The sequence below is a fragment of the Chryseobacillus diguaensis genome, from assembly GCF_049220665.1.
Taxonomy (GTDB): Bacteria; Bacillota; Bacilli; order Bacillales; family Bacillaceae; genus Metabacillus_B.
The window spans coordinates 15132-40905 of the sequence record NZ_JBMKNV010000017.1; the positions used below are offsets into that span (position 1 = coordinate 15132).

The following is a 25774-nucleotide window of genomic DNA, read 5'->3' on the forward strand; positions in this document are numbered from 1 at the left end:
TATAGATAGGACTTTACATCTCTGCCAACAAATGCCTTCCAAATGATCAAGTTGTATGGATAATTGTGTTTCCAAACATCTAGTGAAACCGATCATCGATTACTCTACAAAAGATAGCATGAAAAGCCCCCAGCGTGTCCTTCAGCTGTGGACTGCTAATACTTACTCACAAGAACTAGTCGCTCCACCCTTCAATGCATGCTCAATCCGCTTGTCAGGAACAAACCAGATTCCCGCGACCAATACGAAGAAAAAGCAAGACACCCATGGGCTGAGATATGCGGTCAAAATCGAGAACAGATAAAGCACTATACTAACAATTCCTTTAAAGTCTCTTCCCATTGCCGAGACAATAGGCGAATCAGTGTGATGCTGTTTGATAATGGATCGCTGCAGCATCCATAGGAAATAGCAGAGAACAATAGCATGATCCCATACAATGCCGTAGGCGTTGGAGCAAAGCGGGTTTCTCCCATCCACGCTGTAGAGAAAGGAATAAGGGATAACCAGAATAACAGCAGGGCATTTAGCCACATGATCTTTCCATTCAACGTTTTAACCGTATGAAGAAGATGATGATGGTTGTTCCAGTATATTCCGATATAAACAAAGCTGAAAGCATAGCTCAAAAACTTAGGAGCTATCTGTAACAAAGACTTCCAATCGTGTCCCTCTGGAACTTTGAATTCCAGTACCATAATTGTAATAATAATAGCTAATACGCCATCGCTAAAGGCTTCCATACGATGTACTTTCAACTCATCACTCTTTTCAATAAAAGATATCGGTGAATATATTCGACAAGCAGGATTGAAACCCTCTCATGAAAAGAGCTGTACCAGTATAATTATAATGTGGTCACGAGTCAAGGTTATGACCACATTTCCCTTTTTGTGACCTTTCTCTACATATCTATTAGCGTCTGGAATTTGTTCCATCGGATATCGTTTATCCATTACTGATTTTATCTCTTATTTAAGGTTGAATTAAACCATCAATAGAAAATGTTTGAGGAGATTTAACGGTTTATCTTCGGAATAAAAACCAGAGCAGTCTCTTATCCAGGAGGGTATTAATTAAAATCCCTGCTGTGTATCTAATCAAATCTACAAACAGAAAACCTTTGCCTAATATTAATCCTCCGAGAGTTGTAGCACGAATTTGAAAACAAAAGATTTTATTGCTGTCGGCCTCCTGTTTTATTTGTAATTAATAGATGAGACAGATATTTATAAAATAGATGTAAGAGAATAAAAATTCCCTTTTGAATCAGGTTATTAAGAAAGAGGCTAACCCAATCCTTCTTCTGGGAGCAGCCTCTTTCCTGATTGTACGCGAGAGTACTGATGAGCGGAATTGACATACTTGAGTACTTTTCCCAGCGGGAATGACAATCAAAATCGAAGAAGCAGGTACTTAAAAAGTACCCTGCTTCTTTTTATTTAAATGAATGTTAGGCGGTTTGTGAAACACGATGCGGTTCAATACAGCCTATAACCTTAAAAGAACTTACCTCTTTAATTGAATTGAGATTGCCACATAAGCTGCATGAAAAAGATGGTCTATTTAAAAGAACTCTAAATTCATAACCGCATTGCAGACAGCAGAGCACGTGCTCATACTCTTCACTTCCTACATAGTCAAAGCGAATGCGTTCTTTCCCTACATTTATATATTTCATGGCAATCTCTCCTACAGGAATTTTTACAAATTAATACCCCTATTATTTAGGGTCCAAACTATTTAATTACAAAATTGTGAATATTTGATAATCATAAAACTCTCAATAAAACTCGATCTTCAGGTAAAAGAATGTATAGAGTTTACTTAGATTTTTAAAATGGGTAATAAAAAAAAGCCCCGAAATTATTCGAGGCTTTTTCTCTGTGCAATTGACCTATGCTTTTTATGAAATGGATTCTTGCTGCTTTAAGTTTTCTGTCTTTTTTTCTAATCGGTGCGTTTCTTTCAGCTCCGATTTCAGTCCTTTAAATAATGCCCAGCAAATAAAGAGCAATACGATGGCAAAAGGGAATGCAGCTACAAGAGATGCGGTCTGCAGAACTTCAAGCCCTCCGGCCAGCAGAAGGACAACGGCTGCTGCAGATTGGATAACTCCCCAAGTGACTTTGATCTTCGTGCTAGGGTTTAATTTTCCTCTTTCGCTCAGCATACCTAGAACGTAAGATGACGTGTCGGCTACTGTAACATAGTAAATCGCAATAACTGCAAAGCCAATGACACTAAGCAATGAGCTTGCAGGCAGATAATTAAAGAAATTGAAGATGGACAAGGATACGTTTGATGCAATGGATTTCGCTAATTCCTGATGACCCATGTTTGCAATGATGTCAAGAGCTGCCCCTCCGAAAGTGGCGAACCAGAGGCATGTACCGACTGTCGGAACAAACAGTACACCTATGACAAATTCGCGGATCGTTCTTCCTCTTGAAATCCTGGCAATAAACATTCCTACGAATGGACACCATGCGATCCACCATGCCCAGTAGAAAAGCGTCCAGTCCCCAATCCATTTGTTATTTCCAAATGGCTGAAAACGCAGACTCATATGAACGAAGTCCGTCAGATAACTGCCCATAGAATTGAAAAAGACTTCAAATATAGTTAAAGTTGGTCCAAGAATCATAACCAAAAGCATGATCAAGAAGGAAAGAAGAATCGCTGCATTTGATAAAAATTGAATCCCTTTTTCAAGTCCAGTGCTGATTGAAAGGATAAACAATAAGGTTGCTGCTGCCACAACAATAATTTGAACAATTACGGAGTCAGGTGTTCCAGTAAGGGCATGCATACCTGCTGAAATCTGCATCGCTCCAAGTCCAAGCGAGGTAGCAATACCAAAAACGGTAGCAAATACGGATAGGATATCGATGAACTTACCGATTGGTCCATAGATTTTATCCTTTAAAAGCGGATAAAAAGCAGAACTAACTGCGGCTGGGAGTCCTTTTTTAAACTGGAAAAAGGCCAGCGCTAAACTGATGACGGTATATATTCCCCAAGGCTGAAGACCCCAATGGAAAAAGGAATACTTCATCGCTGTATTAGCTGCGGCATCTGTGAAGCCCTTTCCGTATGGAGGATTCATATAATGGGTGACAGGTTCCGCAACCCCCCAGTATACAATGCCGACTCCCATTCCGGCTCCAAATAACATCGCGAGCCATGAGCCAGTTTTAAATTCGGGTTTGTCAGAATCTTTGCCGAGCCTAATATCACCGAATTTTGAAAATAACAGGTAGACAGAAAAAATAACAAGGAAAAAGGCTGTACCAGTATAAACCCAACCAAAATCATCGATGATGAATTTATAAGCCACGTCCGTAATCCCTTTGAAATTTTCCGTGAAAAATCCGCCCCATACAATAAAAATAACGACTAAAAGAATGGAAATGAAAAATACACTGTGTTTACGAAAATTTACGATATTCATGAATTTTGATAAACGACTCCTTTCTTATTTTCAATCGCACACTCACACGATTATACAGTCTAACGATAACCATTTGTTATGTAAAGTCAGAAATCCCCAGTTTCAACTAAATGGTCGGGCCATGTGTTCATGCAGGACTATCATGGCGGGGGTGAAAGCGGTAGCAGGAATTTCTTTATTATTATTAGAGGAAAATGATACCTGTTTGAGGATTTTGGCTAGATATATCTGCGTTTACATTTTGAGGGTTAAAGTATACAAGGTACTTAAAGCTTGACAAAATACCCTTAGGGGTATAACGTGTTAAGCATAAATGATAAAGAAGGAGGTTTGGTGAGGTGATCGAGTACGATAAAAATGTGATCAACCGTCTAAAACGGGTTGAAGGACAAATAAAAGGCGTCTTAGGAATGATGAAGCAAGGGAAGGATTGCAGAGATATTGTTACGCAATTATCCGCTTCCCGGAACGCTATTGACCGCATTATGGGTGTGATTGTCAGTACGAACCTCGAGCAATGTGTACGTGAGAATATTGAAAAAGGGGAAGGCACAGAGCATTTGGTTAGAGAAGCAGTCGAGTTGTTAATTAAAAGTAGATAAATGAAGTTCATCAGCAGCTCTATTATGGAGTGTTGAGGAGCTTTCATTTTTACTATTTTAGATACCTATACGGGTATCCGTATATTTTTTAAGTTATAACATACCCATGCCGGTATATGTATGTACATTTAAAGGAGGAAAAATTCTACATGACGGAACAAAAGAAAAAGACGACGATTATTCTTTTCAGCGGGGACTATGACAAAGCGATGGCTGCCTACATCATCGCAAATGGCGCAGCAGCGTATGATCATGAAGTAACAATCTTTCATACATTCTGGGGATTAAACGCCTTGCGCAAGGATGGGCCATTAACTTTGAAAAAAGGATTTCTAGAAAAAATGTTTGCAAAAATGATGCCTCGCGGTGCTGATAAAATGGGTTTATCCAAAATGAATTTTGCTGGAATGGGTCCAAAGATGATCAAGGAGGTTATTAAAAAACATAACGCCATGACCCTCCCGCAATTAATTGAAATGGCTCAGGAACAAGAAGTCAATTTGATTGCCTGTACGATGACCATGGATTTATTAGGTTTGCAATCAGTGGAGCTATTAGACGGAATTGAATATGCAGGTGTGGCAGCTTATTTAGGGGAAGCTCAGGAAGGGAACGTAAACTTATTCATTTAAATTGCAGGACTGAATAATTTTTTTAAAAAATATACCCCCACCCGTATAAAAACAAAGGAGGAAATAGGATGATTCATACAAATGCTGTATTAGATGCTAAAGGGCTAGCATGTCCAATGCCTATTGTGAAAGCAAAGAAGGCCATGGATGGACTGGAAGCAGGCGAGGTTTTAGAGGTTCAAGCAACAGACAAGGGATCCACGGCAGATTTAAAGGCATGGGCAGAAGGCATAGGGCATCAATATTTAGGGACGATTGACGAGGCAGGCATTTTAAAGCATTATCTCCGCAAAGCAAGCGGTGAGGAAAAACAGGAAAAGAAGCATCCAAATACGATGACAAATGAAGAACTGCTTCAAAAAATGGAGAGCCATTCAGCTTTTCTTTTGCTTGATGTAAGGGAATCAGCAGAGTTTGCTTTTCGCCATATACCAAATGCCTTGTCCCTGCCATTGGGAGATCTGGAAAAAAGACTTAATGAGCTTAACAATGAGGAAGAGATTTTTGTGATATGCCGAACCGGAAACCGCAGTGACCTGGCTGCTCAAAAGCTTGCTGGAGCAGGATTTAGGAAAGTGACAAATGTTATTCCAGGTATGAGCGAGTGGAGCGGACCAGTGGAAAAAATGGTTAATCAATAAGGCTGTTTTCCCATCGATTGTTGTTATTCGTAAAAGCTCTCATCACTCATTCTGAATAGCTTCGTGGCATCTTTTCTTAAAGTTCTTGCCTTATAGATGGTTTGCTGGACTAAATGGGTCATGAGCAACAAAGTTTAAGAAAAGAGCCATTAATAAGATGGTTAGAAAACAAGCATAAGAGGAGGTATATTTATGGCGGTTCAGCCATTAACAGTTAAAGAAGCTGCTGAAAGAGTTATAGAGAAACAAGAAATATTTATCCTAGACGTGCGAAACGAAAATGATTTTAACGACTGGAAAATGGAAGGGGTAAATTTTGACTATCTGAACGTCCCTTACTTTGATCTTCTGGATGGAGTAGAGGAAATTTTAGATAGCATTCTTTCTAACAAAGATGTTTTAGTCGTCTGTGCAAAGGAAGGGTCTTCCATAATGGTAGCTGAGATGCTGTCAGATGCAGGTCTGGATGTTTTCTATCTAAAAGGCGGGATGAAGGCATGGAGTGAATACCTTGTGCCGATTAAAGCTGGAAGCCTTAAAAATGGAGGAGAGATTTATCAGTTTGTGAGACTTGGCAAAGGCTGTTTGTCCTATATGGTCCTGTCAAATGGCGAAGCAGCTGTTATTGATGCATCAAGAATGACGAATCACTATCTCTCTTTTGCAAAAGAGAAGGGTGTTTCAATTACGCAGGTACTTGATACGCATCTTCACGCAGATCACATTTCAGGCGGCAGAGAGCTTGCTGAAATGGCCGGAGCCGCCTATTGGCTTCCTTCAAAGGATTCTGAGGGAGCCGCCTTTGAATACAAATCATTAGAAGAAGGCAATGAAATAACAATAGACGGAACAACGGTGGCAATCCATACATTGCCTACACCAGGCCATACAGCTGGATCTACTTCGTTTATAATCGATGAAACATTTTTGCTTTCAGGTGATATACTTTTTATAGATTCAATTGGAAGGCCCGACCTCGCTGGGATGGCTCAGGATTTAGCTGTCCAGTTAAGGGATTCGTTATATAAACAGTACAAACAGTTATCAGCTGATTTAATCGTTTTGCCTGCTCATTTTATGACAATAGAAGAACTCAATGAAGACGGCAGCATTTCTGAAAAGCTAGGTGTGTTATTTGAAAAAAATCATGGTTTATCAATACAGAATGAGAAGGATTTTAAAAGATTAGTAACAGAACATTTACCGCCTCAGCCAAATGCTTATCAGGAAATTCGTGAAACTAACCTGGGGAAAATCAATCCTGATGAAGAAGAACAGCGCGAGATGGAAATTGGTCCGAACCGCTGTGCTGTGAGATCCTAAAGAAAGGAGCTAAACAATGGAAACTGTAAAAGTATTAGACGCAAAAGGATTAGCATGTCCAATGCCAATCATTAAAACAAAGAAAGCGATCAATGAACTAAAGTCAGGTGATGTGCTGGAAATTCATGCAACAGATAAAGGGGCAAAAAATGATCTGGCAGCATGGGCGAAATCTGGCGGGCATGAGATGATGAAAGAGGAAGAGGATAACAGTGTATTGAAGTTTTTGATTAAAAAAGGCTGAAAAAGGAGGGAACCCGTTAAGGTTCCCTTTTCCCAGGGAGGAAAACCAATGAGCATAGGTCTTATTCTTACATTATTTTTAATCGGCATCGTTGGATCGTTTATCTCAGGAATGCTTGGAATTGGGGGAGCCATCATTAATTATCCGATGCTTTTGTACATTCCGGCGCTGCTCGGTTTTGCCGCATTCAGCCCGCATGACGTTTCAGGTATAAGTACAGTGCAGGCGCTCTTTGCATCAATCAGCGGAGTACTCGTTTACCGGAAAGGCGGGTATTTAAACAAATCATTGATTACTTATATGGGAATCAGTGTTTTAGCTGGAAGTTTTATTGGTGGGTATGGGTCAAAGCTGTTGAGTGAAACAGGAGTGAATATCGTATATGGAATACTCGCCTTATTGGCCGTTATTATGATGCTCATACCAAAAAGAGGGCTTGATGAAAAATCATTAGACAGTGTGAATTTCAATAAATGGCTTGCTTCATCTTTAGCTTTTGCTGTTGGAATTGCCGCTGGGATTGTTGGTGCAGGCGGGGCTTTTTTGCTTGTACCGATTATGCTGCTCATCTTAAAAATACCAACAAGAATGACCATCGCATCTTCACTTGCAATCACTTTTCTTTCCTCCATAGGTTCGACGACAGGGAAAATAACGACAGGTCAAATTCACTTGCTGCCTGCGCTTGTGGTAGTTGCCGCAAGCCTGATCGCTTCACCGCTCGGAGCTGTTACGGGAAAAAGAGTCAATACAAAGGTTCTCCAAGTGATTTTATCGGTTTTAATCTTAACGACGGCAGTGAAAATCTGGTTTGATATTTTATAAAGGTTGTTTTTGCAGAGATTGTTGCTTTTCGTAAAAGCTTTTATCACGCATTTTGCCTTGCTTTGGGGCATCTTTTCTTAAAAGTGGCCTATACATTCTGTTCTATAAGGCACTTAAAAGAGTGAAACACAACAACGTTTAACAAAAGAACCTTTATAAACAAAGAGACATATTCAATTGGAATTAGCCTCATTTATTTAAAGGTAAGAAGTATAAAAAATTCTAAGTTGATATGTCCAGCTCCAGCGCCTAGCCCCTCGAGGTCGCTTCAGAAAATCCCACAAAGTCAAAACCGGACTTTGTGGGATTTTCCTCCAGCGCTTGTCGGGGCTGAACAAGGCGCTTGCGCTTTTCTTATTACTGATCGATTTCAATGTAGGTTTCAAGCGCAGGATGATACACCTTTTCAAAGTGCTTTTCAGGGCAAGATTTAATAATAAGCGAGAATGCCTGATTAGATTGTCTGGTTACTAGTTCCTTGCTGCATTTCGGGCATTTTTCAGAGAATAGACGGCTAAATAGACTCATGCTGACTGCCTCCAATCCGTTAATTCCTATTGATATACTATGAATTATACCTGGGATTAGATATTCGTCAAGTAGTATATGCTGAAAAATTCAGAATATTTTCCGCGCTCTATTTTAGCCGTTCCATCAAAAAAGCTAAACCCAAATGGAGAGTTTAGCTTTTTTGGTTAATATATGGAAAATCCAGTTATTAAATCGTACTTGAAGGCTTTTCCTCATAACGGTTTCTCGCTGCTGCTTCATTTCTCTTTTTAAACAAGAAATAGGAAAGGATGACCAAGGATGTCAGCAGCAAAGTGAGGAATAGCTGTGATCGCATGGATTCGATAAAAGCCATGGAGCCGAGAATGACAACAATGCTTAAGATGGTGGCGTAAGAAAGACCGGGGAAGAGCCACATTTTCAGTTCGGGCTTCTCGCCGTGCGCTTCCAGTCGTTTCCGAATAATGATATGGGAAATGGCGATGGCTAAATAAACGATCAGAGCGATGGCACCAGACGCATTCACAAGGAATAAGAACAGCTTGTCCGGTGAAACAAAATTAAAAATGGCGGCTATAAAAGCAACGATCGTGCCTACCCAAACAGCCCTTACTGGTACGCCACGCTTGCTTAGTTTTAAGAAGCTTTTGGGTGCATCTCCTCTTTTGGCAAGGGAGAAGATCATCCTTGAATTCGTATAAAGGGCAGAATTCAAACAGGATAGCACAGAAGTCAGAACAACGATGTTCATGATCAGTCCGGCTCCTGGTATATGAACCATTTCGAGCATCGTTACATAAGGGCTTTTCAGTGCAGTGGTAGAATTCCAAGGCAGTAATGTGACGAGAATAGCTACTGAACCGATATAGAAGATGAGAATTCTCCATACAACGCTTTTAATGGCAATTTTAATCGTTTTCTTCGGATTTTCCGATTCGCCAGCGGCAATGGCAGCAATTTCAGCACCGAAATAGGCAAAAATAACGGTGGCTACACCAAGGAAAATGGAGCCGGCCCCATTTGGAGTAAAGCCTCCTCTCTCGATCAGGTTAGAGGTCCCTGGCGATTTGATCCCTGGAAAAAGGTGAAGGATGATCGCTAGGCCGATACCCATAAACAGCGTAATGGCAATAATTTTGATAAGAGCAAACCAATATTCGAATTCTCCAAAGGATTTGACTGAAAAGATATTCGTAAGTGTTAGCAATATGGTTAAAATTAAGCTCCATGCCCAAATCGGAACAACGGGTATCCACCCGTGGATGATAGCTCCTCCTGCAACAGCCTCAATAGCAATAACGATCACCCAGAAAAACCAGTAAAGCCAGCCGATCGTGTAGCCTGCCCATGGACCGATGGCTTCGCGGGCATAAGTGGCAAAAGAGCCGCTGTCAGGATTGCGGGAGGCCATTTCTCCAAGCATCCGCATGAGGAAGACAACAAGCAAGCCGGCAAATGCATAAGAAACCACTGCACTGGGACCAGTTGTATTAATAACAGATCCCGCTCCCACAAACAGTCCTGCACCTATAATTCCGCCTAAAGAAATCATGGTAATGTGCCTTGTTTTCAGCTGTTTCTGAAGTCCTTCTTTATTTTCCAATCATTTTCGCCTCCCTGACTGTTTTTTGAATACGGTTTTTCTAGGATGTTATAACCCGATGGAAACGTATTTTACCTCCAAATACTCCTCGATTCCAAAGTGTCCGCCTTCCCGGCCCAGTCCGCTCTGTTTTGTACCGCCAAATGGCGCCTGTGCAACAGATGGCAAGGCATCGTTCACTCCTACAATTCCATAATCCAGTTCTTCGCTGATCAAGAAAGCCTGGGTCAGATTTTCGGTGTACACATAAGCAGCTAAGCCGTATGGTGTATCATTTGCCCGTTCAATGGCTTCTTCCGCTGTTTTAAAGGAAGCGATTGGTGCGAGCGGGCCAAACGATTCTTCATTCATGCATATCATCTCATCAGAAGCACCGGTAATGACAGCAGGCTCCATGAATAGAGAGTTGTTTTTATTTTCGCCTCCACAGGCAAGAATTCCGCCTTTATCGACAGCGTCCTGAATCTGCTTTTTTACTTTTTCAACAGCCCTATGATCAATTAATGGCCCGATGTCGATCCCATCTTTAAGCCCGTCTCCTACTTTTAGTTTTGAAACAGCTTGGACAAAAGCTGCACTAAATGAATTGGCTATCGATTCATGGACATACACCCTGTTGGTGCTCACACAAGTCTGGCCAGCGTTCCGGTATTTTGAGGCAATCAACCCTTTAACCGCTTTTTCGATATTTGCATCCTCCATTACAATAAAGGGAGCGTGTCCACCAAGTTCAAGCGATAGCTTTTTCACTGTATCCGCTGCTTTCCGCATCAAAAGCTTGCCGACATCAGTCGAACCTGTGAAGGAAATCTTGCGGACTCTGGTGTCTTCCATCCATGCATCGGCAATCTCCGCAGCATCACCTGTCACAACCTGCAGCACACCTTTAGGAATTCCGGCAGCTTCAGCAAGCTCTGCCAATTTTAAAGCAGTCAGCGGGGTCTGTTCAGCCGGCTTCACTACAGCAGTACAGCCTGAGGCAAGAGCAGGTGCTACTTTTCTTGTAATCATGGCAGCAGGGAAGTTCCAAGGAGTAATCGCTGCAATGACACCAACAGGCTGCTTCTGCACGAGTATCCGTTTATTCGAGTGAGAAGCAGGTATGGTTTGGCCGTAAACCCGCTTTCCTTCTTCGGCATACCAGGATATAAAGCTATTAGCATAGTTGATTTCACCGAGAGCTTCTTTTATAGGCTTGCCTTGTTCTTTCGTCATGAGCTCTGCAAGCTCATGCTTTGAATCATCAATTAACTGATGCCATTTCATCATGAGTGTGCTGCGTTCCTCTGCTGTTTTCTTTGACCAGCTTTTAAAAGAAGCAAAAGCGGCGTCTGCCGCTTCCTTTGCTTCTTTTCGGCCTCCGTTCGGGACAGATTCTAGTACTGTAAGGGTTGCAGGGTTGATTACTTCAATCACTGAATTCATGAGATCCTCCTTAAGTTAAGTGTCCGCTTAATTGGCAGCGGAGGCTAATGTGGTTTCGGCAGCTTGGATGGCTTCATTTAAAATAGTGATCATTTCATTGATTTCTTCCTGAGTGATAATGAGCGGCGGTGCAAACACAAGGGTATCCTGATGATCAAAGACCACGGAGCGGCAGATAAGCCCCCGTTTTGCCGCTTCAGATACAACCTTAGGTGCGATCGGTTCTTCAAACCGTTCATTCGTCTGTTTATCTTTTACGAATTCAACAGCTCCCATTAAGCCAAGTCCTCTGACATCCCCGACAATTTTTCGTTCGGACTGAATCTGCTGAAATCCTTTCAGCATCTCTATCCCCATCAGGCGAGAGTTCTCAATCAGATTTTCTCGTTCGATAATCTCGAGGTTTTTCAAGGCAACTGCACAAGCCATTGGATGGCCGCTATACGTATAGCCATGAAGCAGTGTTCCTTCAGACAGCTCCATAAAGTCCGTATGCATATCTGCAGAGATCATAACGCCTCCAAGCTGGGCATAACCGCTCGTAATTCCTTTGGCAAAGCACATCATATCAGGAGCAACACCATAATGATCCATTCCGAAGTAAGCTCCGGTCCTGCCAAAAGCAGTGATGACTTCGTCTGTAATAAATAAAATGCCGTACTCGTCACAAATGGTTCTGATTTCTTGAAAATAACCCTCTGGTGCGATGTGCAGGCCTCCGGCACCCTGAACCGGCTCTGCAATATAGGCCGCAATCGTTTCTGGACCCTCTTCCTCGATTTTTAACCGAAGCGCTTCAGGGGAAAAATGATCGACATAATAAAAGTCCGGTGCTAATGAATTAGTAAAGTCCCTAAAGGGCTTTAGTCCAGTTGCGCTCGTGGATCCCATCGCAACACCATGATAAGACTGTGATCTGGAAATAATCTTCTGCCGTTCTGGCTTGCCTTTTAAAATCCAATAATGGCGCGCGAGCTTATAAGCTGTGTCGTTCGATTCCGAGCCTCCGGATGTAAAGAACACAGCGCTTAAGTTACCTGGTGCAATTTCCGCAAGCTTAGCGGCGAGCTTAATGGCTGGCTCATTGCTGAAAGAAGCAAAGCAAGAGCTGTATCCAAGTGTTTTCATTTGATGATAGGCTGCTTGTGCTATTTCGTCTCTTCCGTGGCCGATATTTACATTCCATAAGGAAGAAAGGCCGTCGATGGCTGATCTTCCTTTTAAGTCATATAATCGGACACCCTTCCCCTCAACGAAAATAAACTCTGGTCCATTTTCCTGCTGCTGCTTTATAGAGGTAGTCGGATGCAAAAAATGCTTTTTGTCAAGTTCCGCCAATTCCTGATATGTTTTTTGATTTTCCATTATCGTCACCCTTTACCAGTAGGATAGAATAAAACGCTTTCAGGAATATATACAGCAAGTTTCATGCCAACTATGAAAATCAGTTCTTTCAAAGTCACTTGATTCAGAAATGAATCAAAAAACATTTGAAAATGATTCAATTTTGGATCATTGATTCATTTTTGAATGAATTGCATATTTTTTTAAACGGCGCACAACCGTTGGCTGGCTTAACCCTAAATACTCAGCAATTTCATACGTTGAATGGCATTGTTTACAGGCGTGGGAAAGCCAGCTCTTTTCTACCTCTTCTAACGCCTCTTTCAAGGATCCCGCTTTTTCTTGAAAGGACTGGATAGAATCATAGGGAAGCTTTTTGATATCTTGTGTGCCAAAAGGCAGATGCTCATGTAGAATCGTTTCTTTTTCAAGCGTTACGACCAGTCTTTCAATAAGATTTTCCAATTCCCGTACATTTCCCGGCCAATCATACTGCCAAAATGCTTCAACAGCAGCAGGGCTGATCGTTTTGTCTGTTTTGTATTTTTTATTGAATTTGGCTAAAAAAGCTTCTGTTAATTGATGAATATCTTCTTTCCGGCTGCGGAGGGGCGGGATTGCAATGGGTACAACATGGAGCCGATAATACAAATCGTCACGGAATTTTCCTTCCTGTACCATTGCTCTCAGATCGCGGTTCGTGGCAGCGACCAGCCGAAAATCAACCTTACGGATTTGGTTTCCTCCCATTCTGGTAACCTTCTTTTCCTGCAGCACTTTAAGCAGCTTCACCTGAATTGACAGGGGGAGTTCTCCAACTTCATCTAAAAATAATGTTCCTTCATCGGCAAGTTCAATAAGGCCAATTTTCCCTTTGCTTGCAGCACCGGTAAAGGCGCCAGGCTCATAGCCGAACATTTCTGATTCAAAGAGGCTTTCAGGGATCGCACCGCAATTGACCTCAATCAGGGGCTGGCTTTTCCGTTCACTTCCTTCGTGCAGCGCTTTTGCAAAAACTGTTTTTCCTACTCCGGATTCACCCTGGAGCACCACTGTGGCATCGCTTCGGGCCACTTTGTTTACGAGTTCCCAAACAGTTTGCATCGTTTTACTATTAATAACAACAGCGCCAGGCTTGCTTTCTTTGTTTCTCAGCTGAGCGATTTCTGTTTTGTATTGCTTCATTTTCAGCTGGAGCTTTTCATACTCATTTTTCAAATTTTCAATCTCAGTCCTATCATGTGAAAAGCTGATGACAAAACAGATTTCATTTTGTTCATCAAAGATGGGGATGCCTCTAGTCATAATGCTCTTTCCTGTACCTGTTTTTTGCATAAAGGTAACCGGCACTTTTTGCTCGAGCACGCGAAGAGTAACAGATGGATTAAAAATCTTTTCCTTTTCAAGCTTTCTTACGGACTTTCCAACCAGCTCCTCTGATGTAATCCCATACATCTCCTCGCTGTTTTTTACAGCTCTTAAAATAATGCCTTCTTTGTTTGTAACGATGATGTTCTCGCCAGATCCATTTATGATTCCTTCTATTTCAAGCTCAAGCTGCTTAAGCTGTTCCTTCATTTAGATTCCAACCCCTTTAACTTATTGAAACATTATTCTGATAATTTTCACTAAGGATAACATAAGAAAAGACGGAATGGTCTAAGGAGTTGAGGAATTGCAAGAATTGCTCACTAAGTCTACCCATCGTTCCAATCTATTGTTAATATTAGGAAGAGAACAAAATTAGAAAGGAATGTTGCCATGTTTAAAAAGCTTGCAGCAGATGCACTAGGACTCTCTGATATTGGAACGATTATTTCCCCTGCTGACTACGATAAAACAGATGCTGATGATTATGTTATGCATGAGGATAATGAGAAAATCTTTTTTTTGATTAAAACAAAAGCGGATGAGTATTGCTTTACGAATCTCGCAATCATCCATGGTTGATGGAGAAAGTGCCGTATCCTCAAAAAGAACGCTGAAACGATATCCGTATTCACGGCATAGAATTTCTGATGTTTTGCTTGAAACAGCCGGAAAAATTGATATGGATGTTGAAATTAAATTTATGGTTGGAAAAGTGAAGTTTGATATCGATGTGAGGAAGGATCAAATTGAACAGCTGAAGGATCTCTATAAAACGCTGCTCCGGATAGAGGAAATCACTCACGAGAACAGCATCTATACCGATATGGCGAATCAAAGCCTTGAAAAGGCAGTAACGGTTATGCAGAATACTAGAAATGAAGATAACAAGATGGCTATTACATATAGGGAATTAACCGATTTTGGCTTTACATGGATGACCTCTGTCCGTGAGCAGTATCATGAAAAGGATTTCGGGGCTGTTTTTGAAAAATATATTAACAACTGAGGAGAGGGCCGCAGAAAGCGGCCTTTTTTATATGGCTAGGAATAGAATGATATGGAGAGTACCAATAGAGGGGGAGAAGGTATGAAAAACTTCTGCAGAGAATTCTTTTTGCATACGGATGTTTTGATCATGTTCCTGCTGGGTTTAGCTTTATTAGGATATTTAGCTGTTTATGGATTATCTGTTTTTCTAATTCTTTCTTGGGCAATCGGGCTTATCACCTTCATGTTTAGCGAGTACTTTACTCATCGTTTTCTATTCCATTTAAGAGCTCCAAAAAATCCTTTATTCCTAAAGTTTTTGAAGCGCTTACATTATGATCATCACGTGGATCCAAATGATTTGAAGCTTTTGTTTCTACCAGTTTGGTACATCTTGCCGAACTTTTCCGTTCTTGTTTTTCTTTTTTACTTAATCTCGAAAAGTGTAAATGTATCATTGGCATTTGGGCTGGGGCTGATTACCATGCTGCTTTTCTACGAATGGAAGCATTATGTAGCGCATCGGCCAATGAAACCGATATCCCGATTTGGAAAATGGCTGAAAAAAACGCACATCCTTCACCATTTTAAAAATGAAAATTACTGGTATGGGGTGTCGACTCCTTTTGTTGATGCCCTGTTTGGAACATTGAAGGATGAAAAGAAAGTGGAAACGAGTCAGACAGCGAGAGATTTGGAGGGGAGGTTTTAAAGAGATAGAGGACACTGCAGAGCTGTCAGCGTCCTCTAGGAATCAAAGCTTCAAATCGGCGGAACCTTGAATCTCATGACCAACTGTAGATTCTATTTTACCGATAGGGTCATATTTCGTAAGGTTTTTAAACTGCAAGCCTGTCAGTGCTTCTACTTTGGCTACTGGAATTTGATAGGTTTTGTACGGGCCATAAGCAAATTCCAAATCCCCAATTAGGTTTTTCTGAGATTGAAGATACGCCGTTGCAGATAGGGTCCCGTCTGCTTTTACCATGACAGCAACCTTCCAAAATTCAGCCGGAATCTGAACCCCTCTGTATTTGAGATCATCTTCACGGAATACGGGACCTGTAAAGACTGTGACCTTCATTTTTTCATTTTCAGCATGTGTCAGAAGATAATCTTCAAGGTCAAGCCATGTTTTTTGGTTTAGGTTTTTATGCTGTGGAGAGCAGTTTGTGAAATGGAAAGTATCTTCATTGGCCTTTTCAGCATCTGTTCCCCAGTTTGGATCTTGTCTTCTGACTAGATGGCCCCGGTCGAGTGGGTTGTTCTTGTATAATTCCGGTCCGCATTGCAGGCTTTGATCAATTCGGGGATCAAAATACCATTTATCATTCTGGCGCTTTATATCCTTGGATTGTTTTCCATCGATATTAACGACTGTATAATACGCTATTCGTCTGGATTTGCTCATGACAATCGAAAAATGGATGTAATCCAGGATATTGTTTTCTCCATCTACAGGAGTAATATCTTTTTCGAGATCAGCACGGAAAGAAGGATGGGGGACACTATTCTTTTTTCCAAGAAAATCAGGATCATAGCCTGCAGATCCCTTATAATGCTCTTTGCTCAATTCCTCTGTTATAATAGGCTTTTCCTCGTACGAAGGGAGCTTTGTGTCTTTTAACAGGTCATTGGCAAGTTTCTGCATCTCTTCACTAAGGTTATCGCGCTGCTCCATAAGAGCTTTCATTAAACTGCTAATTCGAATACCTTCATTCGCAATAAATTTCGAATCATCCTTCGGGTCAGGGACACCGGAATGATGAAGCGCCATAACAACCCATTCATCATTAAAAACGGGCGAACCTGATGACCCTTCTTTTGTATCAGTCGAGTAATGGATAAAATCATCAAATACGTCTGTTATTTTATTTTCTCTCAAGGCGACAGCTTTCGGTGCGCCAGAAGGATGCTGAATAATGGAAACATATTCTCCAACAAGCCCTTTCCCGGACTTTGAAAAAAGCGGCAAAAATCCGAAATGGGTAAGAGGGGTGCCGCCCGTGGACGATGCCTCAACTGCTACAAGTGTATAATCCAGCTTTTCATCTGTCAGAAAAAAACGTTTTGGTTCAATACGGAAATTTTCAATTTTACGTTCCTTAAGCTCCAGGTCCAGCTCATAGTTAAACTGAGCCATACTAGATTCGGCGGCATTTTCATCATTCAATACATGGTTGTTTGTCAATAGAAGAGAGGGAGAGACCAGAAATCCTGTTCCGTACCCTTGTATCCTTCCGATTCGGTCCCGTACTTCAATTCTGCAGACTGATTTAGCTGCTTGAAGTCCTGATTCTAAATAGTTAATCGGAAACAAATCATCGTTATTGATAATCCGTTCAATCGCAAATCCGTCGCGGGGATGGATAATAGCTGACCTAAATGCGGCTCTTTCAGGCGTGTCCACTTCAAAAGGGTTCTTCGTCTGCAGCTGTTCGGCTATTGTTTCCCGTTCCTTTGAGCGTTTTTCATAGCGTTTCCTTGCTTCTTGCTGCTGTTTTTCGCGAAGCTCTTCATTTACATGTTGCCATTCCGCCGTTTTGGGCATAATTAACTGGAACCTCCTCGTTTTTTCATCAGGATTTGTGGTGAGATAATTCTTCTTGCTCTTCAACCATAACTTTTAAAAAGAAAACTCAACAGGGAAAATCAGCATATTTTTGGAATGATTAGCTGATTTCGATTAAAATACGAACAAGCGTTCGTCAAAATCATTATATAAAAAATGATTGATTTTATCAATATAAGAACACAAAAAAAGAACCCCGGTTTTTGCCGGAGTTCGTGTATAAGAGATCAGCCTGTATTGCGAAGTCCTGCAGCGATTCCATTAATCGTAAGCAGTACTTCTCTGAGCAGGTCCTCCTTGTCAGATTCCTCTGCTTTCCGAAGTTTTGAAATTACTTCAACCTGCAGGAAGCTCAACGGATCGACATAAGGGTTTCTGAGACGGATTGAATCCTTAATGTTTGGAATGTTATCCATCAGATTTTCCATTTTCGTGATACTTAAGATAATTTTTTTTGTTTTATTGTATTCCTGTTCGATATCAGAAAAGATTCGGTTTGCCATATCCTGATCTTCTACAATGGCTGTGTACTCCCTGGCAGCTGTTAAATCTGCCTTCATCAGAGCCATTTGCAGATTATCAATTGTGGAATGGAAAAACGACCATTTTTCATACATTTCCTGAAGCAGCGCAAGATTGTCTTCGTCTTTTGCATAGTCGGCGAGTCCTGTACCTGCCGCATACCATGCAGGAATCAGCTGGCGGCTCTGCGTCCAGGCAAAAACCCATGGAATGGCTCGAAGGTCTTCAAATTTCGCACTGCCTTTTCGGCTCATTGGACGAGATCCGATATTCAGCGATCCAAGCTCCGGTAGCGGGGTGGCCTGGTTAAAGTAGGTTAAGAAATCCTTGTCGCCGAAGACAAGCTGCTGGTATTTTCTAAGGGAATCCGCAGAAATACCGTCCATAACGTTTTCCCAGTCCTTGCTTTCAGCAATCGTCTGGTCTTCACCGCTCGCTACACTGGCAGCAGAAGTAAGCAGGGTAGAAGCCGCTTGCTCAAGGCTTCTGTAGGCAATATCATAAAGCAGGTAGCGGGAAGAGAGAATTTCTCCCTGTTCCGTAATTTTAAAGCCATCTCCAAGCGTTTCTGGCGGCTGGGAAAGGATACTTCTATGAAGAGGTCCGCCTCCTCGTCCAAGCGATCCGCCGCGGCCGTGGAAAAACTTCAGCCTGACATCGTATTTTTTTGCCATGGCATGAATCTCCTGCTGGGCGTGATAAAGCTTCCAATTGGCGGTCAGCGTTCCGCCATCCTTGCTTCCATCCGAATACCCAAGCATGATTTCCTGGACCCGGTTTACCTGAGATAATTGCTTTTGATAAAACTCCATTTTAAAGAGCTTTTCCATAATCTTAGGTCCTGCAGTAAGGTCATCAATCGTTTCGAGCAATGGAGCGACACTGATTTTGCTCTCAATGCTTCCGTCTTTATATACTCGGTAAATCCCTGTTTCCTTTGCAAGAACGAGCACTTCAAGTATATCACTAGCCGATTCAGTCATACTTATCAAGTAAACTTGTATGGAGCGTTCACCGAATTCCTGGTGTGCCTTCTTAATCATTTGGAAAACGCCGATCATTTCCTGCGTTTCCTTTGAGTAGTTTTCGATATTGGTAATCAGCGGTCTTGGATCCTGCAGCACTTTTTCAAGCAGAGCTGATTTTTCGTCTTCACTGAGAGAACGATAATCATCTGTAAGATTGACAGCTGACAAAATTTCACTAACGGCTGCTTCATGTTCTCCGCTGTGATTTCTTATATCCAGTGAAGCCAGATGGAACCCGAATAGCTCAGCCTGCCGGATTAAATGATCCAGATTTTTCTGCTTAAATCCTTCAGGATAATGCAGCTCAAGACTTTTTTTGATCAGATGCAAATCGTCAAGAAATTGGTCAGAGCTTTGATAGCCTGCTTCATTTTTTCCTGCCAGCTTCAATTTTTTAATCATAATGGAAATTTTGCGGCGATACACCTCGTACTCTAAAGCCCATTTTTCATCTTCTTCCAGGATATGGCTTTCCTGTTCAACAGAAGCAAGAAGCTCATCATCCATTTTTACCTGCTTAGAGGATTGGCTTAACTGGCGCTTTAATTTCAAAAGAGATTGTTCATATTTTTTAATAGCTAACGTGCGATGCTTATCAAGTGTATTCCAAGTCACTTCTGCTGTTACATTTGGGTTTCCGTCGCGGTCTCCGCCAATCCATGAGCCGAAACGAAGAAAGTTCGGAACATTCCATTCTTCGGAAGGATAATTTTCTTTTAAACAATCCTCAAGGTCTTCATGAATTTTTGGGAGCACCTCAAACAGCGTTTCATCGAAATAGTAAAGTCCATTGGCTACTTCATCCATAACCGTTGGCTTTCTGTCACGGAGTTCTTCCGTTTGCCAAAGCACGGTTACTTCATTGAATAATTCGCTGTTTAATTCATTTCTTTCCCTGTCACTTAAAACCTGCTGATCCAATTTATCAAGTACGAGAGCAATTCGTTTGTGGATCTCAAGGACGCTTCTTCTTGTTGCTTCTGTAGGATGGGCAGTAATAATCAATTCCATTGATAAGTTTTCAAGTATATTTCTTATTAATTCAGGAGATATATTTTTTTCTTTCAAAGACGCTGCAGCATATTCCAAGGAACCCGGCTGCTGAACGGAGTCTCCTTCAAGCTGATATTGGCGGCGTCTGCGGATCCGGTGATTTTGTTCTGCGATATTGACAAGATGAAAATAGACGGCGAATGCACGGATCACCTGCTGTCTCATTGGCTGCTTCAGATGGGCAATTTCATTTTTCAGTTCATTATAAAACGTCTTTTCGGAAGTGCTTCTGAGAGACTTGGTCGTTTCGCGAATCTTTTCTACAGTATCAAGAAGAGGCTGACCGCCTTGCTGTACAAGAACTTGTCCAAGTAAATTCCCCAGCATCTTTACGTCACGGCGCAGCGGTGAGCTATTATCTTCTTCTTTTATAATTTGTGGGATCGTTGTCATATAATCACCTTCTTCATTGAATTTGAAAAAATTCACAAATTACATTCTTGTGAATTTTAAGATTATTTGCATTGTATCATAAAGCAGTCTGTATTTCAGATATCTTGCATTTGGTAATATATAGATCTGCTGTTTGAAGTTCAAATTCTTTTTAATAATAGCGGCAAGGGGTAAAATCTTTTAAGAGTAACGTGATTTTTTAGGAGGAATGAAAAATGTCTTCATTAAAAGGAAAAAGAGTCGTTGTGATCGGTGGTTCTTCTGGGATAGGATTGGCCACGGCGAAAGCATTTTTAGATGAATCTGCAGAAGTGATCATTGCAAGCCGCAATGAGTCAAAGCTCTCAGAAGCTAAAGAAACATTAGGCGGAAACGTTGAAGCTCACGAATTGGACTTTCGCAGTGAGGAAAAAACGAAGCAGCTGTTTCAAAAAATAGGGAAGTTCGATCATCTGGTCATTACAGCAGGCGATGGAGCAATGGGCCATTTCAGTGAATTGAAGATAGAGGATGTTAAAGAAGCTTTTGACAGTAAATATTGGGGGCAGTATATAACAGTGCTGTCAGCATTGCCTTATTTGAACAACGAAAGTTCCATTACTTTAACCTCTGGAGTGTATGGAGTTCGTCCGCCTAAAGGTGCTTCAACTCTGGCCTCTATTAATTCAGCTGTAGAAGGATTAATGAGGGGCTTAACAGGTGACTTGGCTCCAATAAGAGTAAATGTTGTATCTCCAGGCATTGTGGATACTCCGCTTTATTCAGGAATGCCTGAAGAGAATAGGAAGGACATGTTCGAAGAAATGGCTAAAACGCTGCCTGTCGGACGGGTTGCCCAGCCGGAGGATATTGCTGAATCTTATGTGTATCTCGCTAAGAATGGATTTACAACTGGGACAGTCGTTCTGAATGATGGCGGGGCTCAGCTGATTTAAGTAAATACTTTATTGAAATAGTTCCAACTAAGGGGCTATTTTTTTTTGGAAAAATATAATTGTTTTATATTGACAAATAGTTAAATTAGCTATACATTTAACTAGCATTAAATATTAACACTAAAAATAATTTGTCCGTTGAATATTTAAGACATAGAAATAAGGTGATTCATCATATGAGTAAAGGCAGCCGTGCAATCGAACGAATACAAAATGGCTTGAATGCAACTGTCCAAAAAATTCAGCCTGAGATGCTGGAGAATTTTCAGGAACAGGGTGTAACGCCAACCCAGTTGTTTGTATTGAGCTTTCTCAAGAAAAACGGCTCCTGCAAAATTAGTCAATTAGTTGAGCTGATGGAGGTTAAACCGAGTGCCGTCACATTTATGATCGATCGTTTGGAACAAAACGGAATGGTCATCCGGCAGCATGATACAAAAGACCGCAGGGTAGTGAACATCAGCCTTACGGATCTCGGAGAAGAAAAATTCCAGAAAGTCTTGGAAGGCAGAAAAAAGATAGTTGAACGCTACTTAGCCGTTTTATCTGAGGAAGAGCTTTTGAATATGGCGGATATTGTAGAAAAACTGGCCTTAACAGAGCCTGTTGTAAAAGAAACAGCGGAATGTACCGTAAAAGGAGAATAGGAAAAATGACAACTGGTCATGAAAAACAGAAAAGAACGTTATTGCTTATTGGACTTATTATTGCGATGTTTTTCTCAGCGCTTGACGGAACAATTGTCGGAACAGCAATGCCAAGAATTGTAGGAGACCTAGGCGGATTAAGCATGATGACATGGCTGACTACTGCCTACTTGCTGACATCCACTACTGTTGTTCCAATAGCTGGGAAGCTGTCGGATTTACTTGGGCGCAGAGCCATTTATGTTTCTGGTTTAGTCATTTTTATGGCAGGGTCTATCCTATGCGGATTGGCAGGCAATATGACAGAATTAATTATTTACCGCGGCATACAAGGTATTGGCGGCGGTGTTATGATGCCGATGGCAATGATTGTGATCGGGGACCTGTTTTCAGGTAAGCAGCGTGCGAAATTTCAAGGGGTATTTGGCGGTATCTACGGTCTTGCTTCTGTTATTGGTCCGCAGATCGGCGGCTGGATTGTTGACGCACTGAACTGGAAATGGGTATTCTACATTAACCTTCCAGTTGGGATTCTGGCTACTATTTTTATCGCATTAGGCTTGCAAGGGCGCAAACAAACTGGAAAAATCAATTTCGATATTGCTGGAATGATTACGATGATTGTTGGTGTAGTCAGCTTGCTTCTTGCACTCAGCTTCGGCGGAAAAGATTACGAATGGGGCTCATGGCAGATTATTGGCTTATTCATACTTGCAGCTATCGGATTAGTAAGCTTCGTTATTGCAGAAACAAAAGCAAAAGAACCTATTCTTCCAATGTATTTATTTAAAAACAGAACCTTTACATCTTTGAATCTCATTGGTTTCTTCATGGCCATTGGAATGTTCGGTGCCATTACATTTGTTCCATTCTTTATGCAGGGAATTGTCGGAGTAAGTGCGACAGAGTCAGGCACAATTATGACCCCAATGATGATTGCGATGATTGTTGCAAGTATTTTAGGCGGTCAGCTTGTTTATAAAATCGGTATGAAAACACAGATTATTGCAGGTATGCTTGTGATGGCAGGCGGATTTGGCCTTTTGACTACATTAAGCATGGATACAAGCGGCTTTATTGCAACCTCTTATATGGCTGTAATCGGGATCGGAATGGGCCTTGTAATGCCAATCCTTACATTGGCTCTGCAGGAAAGCTTCCCGAAAGAAGAACTTGGTGTTGTTACAAGCTCAAGCCAATTTTTCCGGTCCATTGGGGGAACATTCGGAATAACGATTCTTGGAGCTGTTATGAACAGCAGAGCAGGATCTTTATTAAACGAAAAATTTGTTCCTTTCTTAAACACATTGCCTGCTCAGGCTGGTTCAATGGTTACAAGCTTCAAAAAAATGATTGGAACCAATCCGGAAGGCTTGTTCCAAATGCTATTCAGTCCGGATGCTCTAAAAAAATTGCCTCCGGCTTTACTTGAAAAAATGGTTCCAATTTTGAAAACATCTCTGATGAATTCATTGCACAGCGTCTTTTTCATGGGCCTTGTGTTTATCGTAATCGGTGCATTCTGTACGCTATTCCTTAAGCAAATCAACCTTTCCAATAAAAAGGGCAAAGAAAAAGAGCAGCCTAAGGAAGAACAGGAGCTTACAGAGCTAAAACCGTTGAGCGATCAGGTTTAATTTAACCATCCATTGGAAAATCCCTTCATTTATGAAGGGATTTTCCTGTTTAAGAGCGCTGACAAAGATTTAAGAGCGCTGACAAAGATTTAAGAGCGCTGACAAAGATTTAAGAGCGCTGACAAAGATTTAAGAGCGCTGACAAAGATTTAAGAGCGCTGACAAAGATTTAAGAGCGCTGACAAAAATTTAAGAGCGCTCAACAAACTTTAAGAGCGCACCAGGAAATTCCAGAACCCATTCCCGATTCAAGAGACCCCCACCAAATTCCAAAACCAGTACCTCTCCAAGAACCGGTTGTTCCCTTTTTTTGGAGGATTGTATCTTTTTTTGGTGGATTGTATCTTTTAGAAAAATATATTAAAATAAGCTGTATTATCCATAGTTTAATATCCTTGTATAATATCAGTGACAATTGGTCTGATAGTTTCTACCTGGCAGCCGCTAAATGCCGGACTACAAGGAAGTGTGAGTTTAACAAAGAACATGTATGCCAACCCAACTGCAGCTGTCTATGGTGAAAATAGTATTTCTGCAGCATAATGGAAAACATTCAGCTCTTATTTTTTTCATGCTTTCTGTCCAGTGGCCGAAGGAGAATAAAATAAGGGCTTTTTAATGTTGGAAATTTAATTCGGCTTTTTTCAAAATTTGTTGTTCTCAGGATAGCTGGAATGAAATAGAGTGTTTTTTTTTTGAAATATGTAAATCCTAAACCTAGAATCTCCTCCATCATGAGTTTAAAGCAACAAAGTTTAAGAAAAGAGCCAAACAAAAAGGAGTTGCTGTTGTGTTCTTTTTATTGAATCTGGCTGGCATTTTTGTTGTGTTAGGTGTGGTTTACCTCTGTTCTCCGAATAAATCAACGGTAAAGTTTCGGTCTATTGGAGTTTTAATGGTTACAGAGCTTCTAATTACTTGGTTTATGCAAGGAACAAAAGTTGGTTCAAGTGTTATTCATGTGTTTGCTTCCTTTTTCTCTTGGCTAATATCCTGCGCTAATGAGGGGATTTCCTTCGTTTTCCCGTCTGTTATGGCCAATCAAAATGTTGATTTCTTCTTTAGTGCTCTTTTACCGATTATCTTCATTGTGACGTTTTTTGATATTTTAACCTACTTCGGCATTCTTCCTTGGATTATAGATAAAGTCGGCTGGTTGATCTCAAAAATTTCTGGCCTGCCGAAGCTTGAGAGTTTTTTCTCCATTCAAATGATGTTTTTAGGAAATACAGAGGCTCTTGCTGTTATCCGCCAGCAGCTTCTTGCGCTAAAAAACCATCGGCTGCTTACATTTGGTTTGATGAGCATGAGCAGCATCAGCGGCTCGATCATCGGCGCTTATTTAACGATGATGCCTGCTCAGTATATTTTCAGTGCCATTCCGCTTAACTGCTTAAATGCCTTGCTTTTGGCTAGCATTCTTCATCCCGTTGAGGTCAGCAAAGAGGAGGATATTGTTTATACCCCTCCTAAAGAGGAAAAAAAGGATTTCTTCTCCACCATTTCAAACAGTATGCTGGTTGGTATACGAATGGTTATTGTGATTATGGCAATGGTTATTGGCTATGTTGCTTTAACTGCAGCCTTGAACGGAATTTTAGGCTTCTTTATTCACGGTTTAACCGTTCAAAAGATTTTCTCTATCATATTTAGTCCGTTTGCGTTCCTGCTTGGCTTGCCTTTCAAAGATGCTATGTACGTAGCCCAATTGATGGGTATCAAGATTGCAACAAATGAATTTGTGGCAATGCTTGATTTAAAGAACCAGCTGAAAAGCTTGCCGCCTCATACGATTGCTGTAGCTGTTACCTTTCTGACTTCATTTGCTAACTTTAGTACTGTGGGAATGATTTACGGTACTTATAATTCCATTTTGGGAGAAGAAAAATCTTCTATCATCGGAAAAAATGTATGGAAGCTGCTCGTAAGCGGTATGGCTGTTTCCCTCCTAAGCGCCATGTTTGTTGGTTTGTTTGTCTGGTAGACATAGGACATTGAAAGAGTGTGAGCGATTAAATCGTTCACA

General features: G+C 41.2%; 22 protein-coding genes, 2 pseudogenes and 1 riboswitch. Of the genes and pseudogenes, 12 read left to right on the forward strand and 12 right to left on the reverse strand.

All coding sequences use genetic code 11. The features are described 5' to 3' along the window. Positions 1-308: 308 nt before the first annotated feature. From ACOT8F_RS18765 to ACOT8F_RS18785, 5 genes and pseudogenes are all read right to left on the reverse strand, one after another. Positions 309-758 carry a TMEM175 family protein gene (locus ACOT8F_RS18765; RefSeq protein WP_421653470.1) on the reverse strand — a complete coding sequence of 150 codons (450 nt, stop codon included), beginning with the start codon at positions 756-758 and terminating at the stop codon, positions 309-311. A gap of 63 nt (positions 759-821) precedes the next feature. Next, positions 822-956, reverse strand: a complete 135-nt coding sequence (locus ACOT8F_RS18770; RefSeq protein WP_421653471.1) for a hypothetical protein — start codon at positions 954-956, stop codon at positions 822-824. Between the two features lie 70 nt (positions 957-1026). After that, positions 1027-1161, reverse strand: a pseudogene (locus tag ACOT8F_RS18775) (DUF2809 domain-containing protein); the annotation flags it as partial. 292 nt (positions 1162-1453) lie between these two features. Beyond that, positions 1454-1681 (reverse strand): hypothetical protein, encoded by a 228-nt coding sequence (locus ACOT8F_RS18780; RefSeq protein WP_421653472.1) that lies wholly within the window; start codon positions 1679-1681, stop codon positions 1454-1456. Between the two features lie 225 nt (positions 1682-1906). Continuing rightward, positions 1907-3454, reverse strand: a complete 1548-nt coding sequence (locus tag ACOT8F_RS18785) for a BCCT family transporter (RefSeq protein ID WP_421653473.1) — start codon at positions 3452-3454, stop codon at positions 1907-1909. A gap of 341 nt (positions 3455-3795) precedes the next feature. On the opposite strand from ACOT8F_RS18785, the gene ACOT8F_RS18790 reads away from it, so the two are divergent. From ACOT8F_RS18790 to ACOT8F_RS18815, 6 genes are all read left to right on the forward strand, one after another. Further along, positions 3796-4056 carry a metal-sensitive transcriptional regulator gene (locus ACOT8F_RS18790; protein ID WP_421653508.1) on the forward strand — a complete coding sequence of 87 codons (261 nt, stop codon included), beginning with the start codon at positions 3796-3798 and terminating at the stop codon, positions 4054-4056. Between the two features lie 149 nt (positions 4057-4205). Continuing rightward, positions 4206-4688, forward strand: a complete 483-nt coding sequence (locus tag ACOT8F_RS18795) for a DsrE/DsrF/DrsH-like family protein (protein ID WP_421653474.1) — start codon at positions 4206-4208, stop codon at positions 4686-4688. A 68-nt stretch (positions 4689-4756) separates the two neighbouring features. Further along, on the forward strand, positions 4757-5329 hold the full coding sequence (locus ACOT8F_RS18800) for a sulfurtransferase TusA family protein (protein WP_421653475.1): 573 nt from the start codon (positions 4757-4759) through the stop codon (positions 5327-5329). A 192-nt stretch (positions 5330-5521) separates the two neighbouring features. After that, entirely contained in the window at positions 5522-6652 is a 1131-nt protein-coding gene (locus ACOT8F_RS18805; RefSeq protein WP_421653476.1) for an MBL fold metallo-hydrolase, read from the forward strand. Between the two features lie 16 nt (positions 6653-6668). Continuing rightward, positions 6669-6896, forward strand: coding sequence for a sulfurtransferase TusA family protein (locus tag ACOT8F_RS18810; protein ID WP_421653477.1), 228 nt, complete (start codon positions 6669-6671; stop codon positions 6894-6896). A gap of 48 nt (positions 6897-6944) precedes the next feature. Beyond that, positions 6945-7721: a sulfite exporter TauE/SafE family protein gene (locus ACOT8F_RS18815; RefSeq protein WP_421653478.1), complete on the forward strand. Its 777-nt coding sequence runs from the start codon at positions 6945-6947 to the stop codon at positions 7719-7721. Between the two features lie 357 nt (positions 7722-8078). On the opposite strand, the gene ACOT8F_RS18820 is transcribed toward ACOT8F_RS18815, so the two are convergent. From ACOT8F_RS18820 to ACOT8F_RS18840, 5 genes are all read right to left on the reverse strand, one after another. Beyond that, entirely contained in the window at positions 8079-8249 is a 171-nt protein-coding gene (locus ACOT8F_RS18820; RefSeq protein ID WP_421653479.1) for a hypothetical protein, read from the reverse strand. Between the two features lie 190 nt (positions 8250-8439). Next, positions 8440-9834 carry an amino acid permease gene (locus tag ACOT8F_RS18825; protein ID WP_421653480.1) on the reverse strand — a complete coding sequence of 465 codons (1395 nt, stop codon included), beginning with the start codon at positions 9832-9834 and terminating at the stop codon, positions 8440-8442. 48 nt (positions 9835-9882) lie between these two features. After that, the gene (locus tag ACOT8F_RS18830) at positions 9883-11259 is read right to left on the reverse strand and encodes an NAD-dependent succinate-semialdehyde dehydrogenase (protein ID WP_421653481.1); all 1377 of its coding nucleotides are present in this window, start codon (positions 11257-11259) and stop codon (positions 9883-9885) included. Between the two features lie 27 nt (positions 11260-11286). Continuing rightward, positions 11287-12627, reverse strand: a complete 1341-nt coding sequence (locus ACOT8F_RS18835) for an aminotransferase family protein (protein ID WP_421653509.1) — start codon at positions 12625-12627, stop codon at positions 11287-11289. 144 nt (positions 12628-12771) lie between these two features. Next, the gene (locus tag ACOT8F_RS18840; protein ID WP_421653482.1) at positions 12772-14181 is read right to left on the reverse strand and encodes a sigma-54 interaction domain-containing protein; all 1410 of its coding nucleotides are present in this window, start codon (positions 14179-14181) and stop codon (positions 12772-12774) included. Positions 14182-14364: 183 nt separating this feature from the next. Between ACOT8F_RS18840 and ACOT8F_RS18845 the strand changes: the two are divergent. Then, positions 14365-14980 (forward strand): annotated as a pseudogene (locus ACOT8F_RS18845) (PH domain-containing protein). An 81-nt stretch (positions 14981-15061) separates the two neighbouring features. After that, positions 15062-15673: a sterol desaturase family protein gene (locus ACOT8F_RS18850; protein ID WP_421653483.1), complete on the forward strand. Its 612-nt coding sequence runs from the start codon at positions 15062-15064 to the stop codon at positions 15671-15673. Between the two features lie 42 nt (positions 15674-15715). Here ACOT8F_RS18850 and ACOT8F_RS18855 read toward each other — a convergent pair whose 3' ends face one another. Both ACOT8F_RS18855 and ppc read right to left on the reverse strand, forming a co-directional pair. Next, entirely contained in the window at positions 15716-17512 is a 1797-nt protein-coding gene (locus tag ACOT8F_RS18855; RefSeq protein ID WP_421653484.1) for a DNA/RNA non-specific endonuclease, read from the reverse strand. 248 nt (positions 17513-17760) lie between these two features. After that, complete coding sequence (gene ppc / locus ACOT8F_RS18860) at positions 17761-20529, reverse strand: phosphoenolpyruvate carboxylase (protein ID WP_421653485.1); 2769 nt, start codon at positions 20527-20529, stop codon at positions 17761-17763. A gap of 215 nt (positions 20530-20744) precedes the next feature. Here ppc and ACOT8F_RS18865 point away from each other — a divergent pair, with 215 nt between their 5' ends. The 4 genes from ACOT8F_RS18865 (at position 20745) to ACOT8F_RS18880 (ending at position 25732) form a co-directional block, all read left to right on the forward strand. Then, the gene (locus tag ACOT8F_RS18865; RefSeq protein WP_421653486.1) at positions 20745-21464 is read left to right on the forward strand and encodes an SDR family oxidoreductase; all 720 of its coding nucleotides are present in this window, start codon (positions 20745-20747) and stop codon (positions 21462-21464) included. A gap of 176 nt (positions 21465-21640) precedes the next feature. Beyond that, positions 21641-22111, forward strand: coding sequence for a MarR family winged helix-turn-helix transcriptional regulator (locus ACOT8F_RS18870; RefSeq protein ID WP_421653487.1), 471 nt, complete (start codon positions 21641-21643; stop codon positions 22109-22111). 5 nt (positions 22112-22116) lie between these two features. Beyond that, positions 22117-23748: an MDR family MFS transporter gene (locus ACOT8F_RS18875; RefSeq protein WP_421653488.1), complete on the forward strand. Its 1632-nt coding sequence runs from the start codon at positions 22117-22119 to the stop codon at positions 23746-23748. A 375-nt stretch (positions 23749-24123) separates the two neighbouring features. Beyond that, positions 24124-24227: riboswitch (purine riboswitch) on the forward strand. 311 nt (positions 24228-24538) lie between these two features. Then, positions 24539-25732: a nucleoside transporter C-terminal domain-containing protein gene (locus ACOT8F_RS18880; RefSeq protein ID WP_421653489.1), complete on the forward strand. Its 1194-nt coding sequence runs from the start codon at positions 24539-24541 to the stop codon at positions 25730-25732. Positions 25733-25774: the final 42 nt, after the last annotated feature.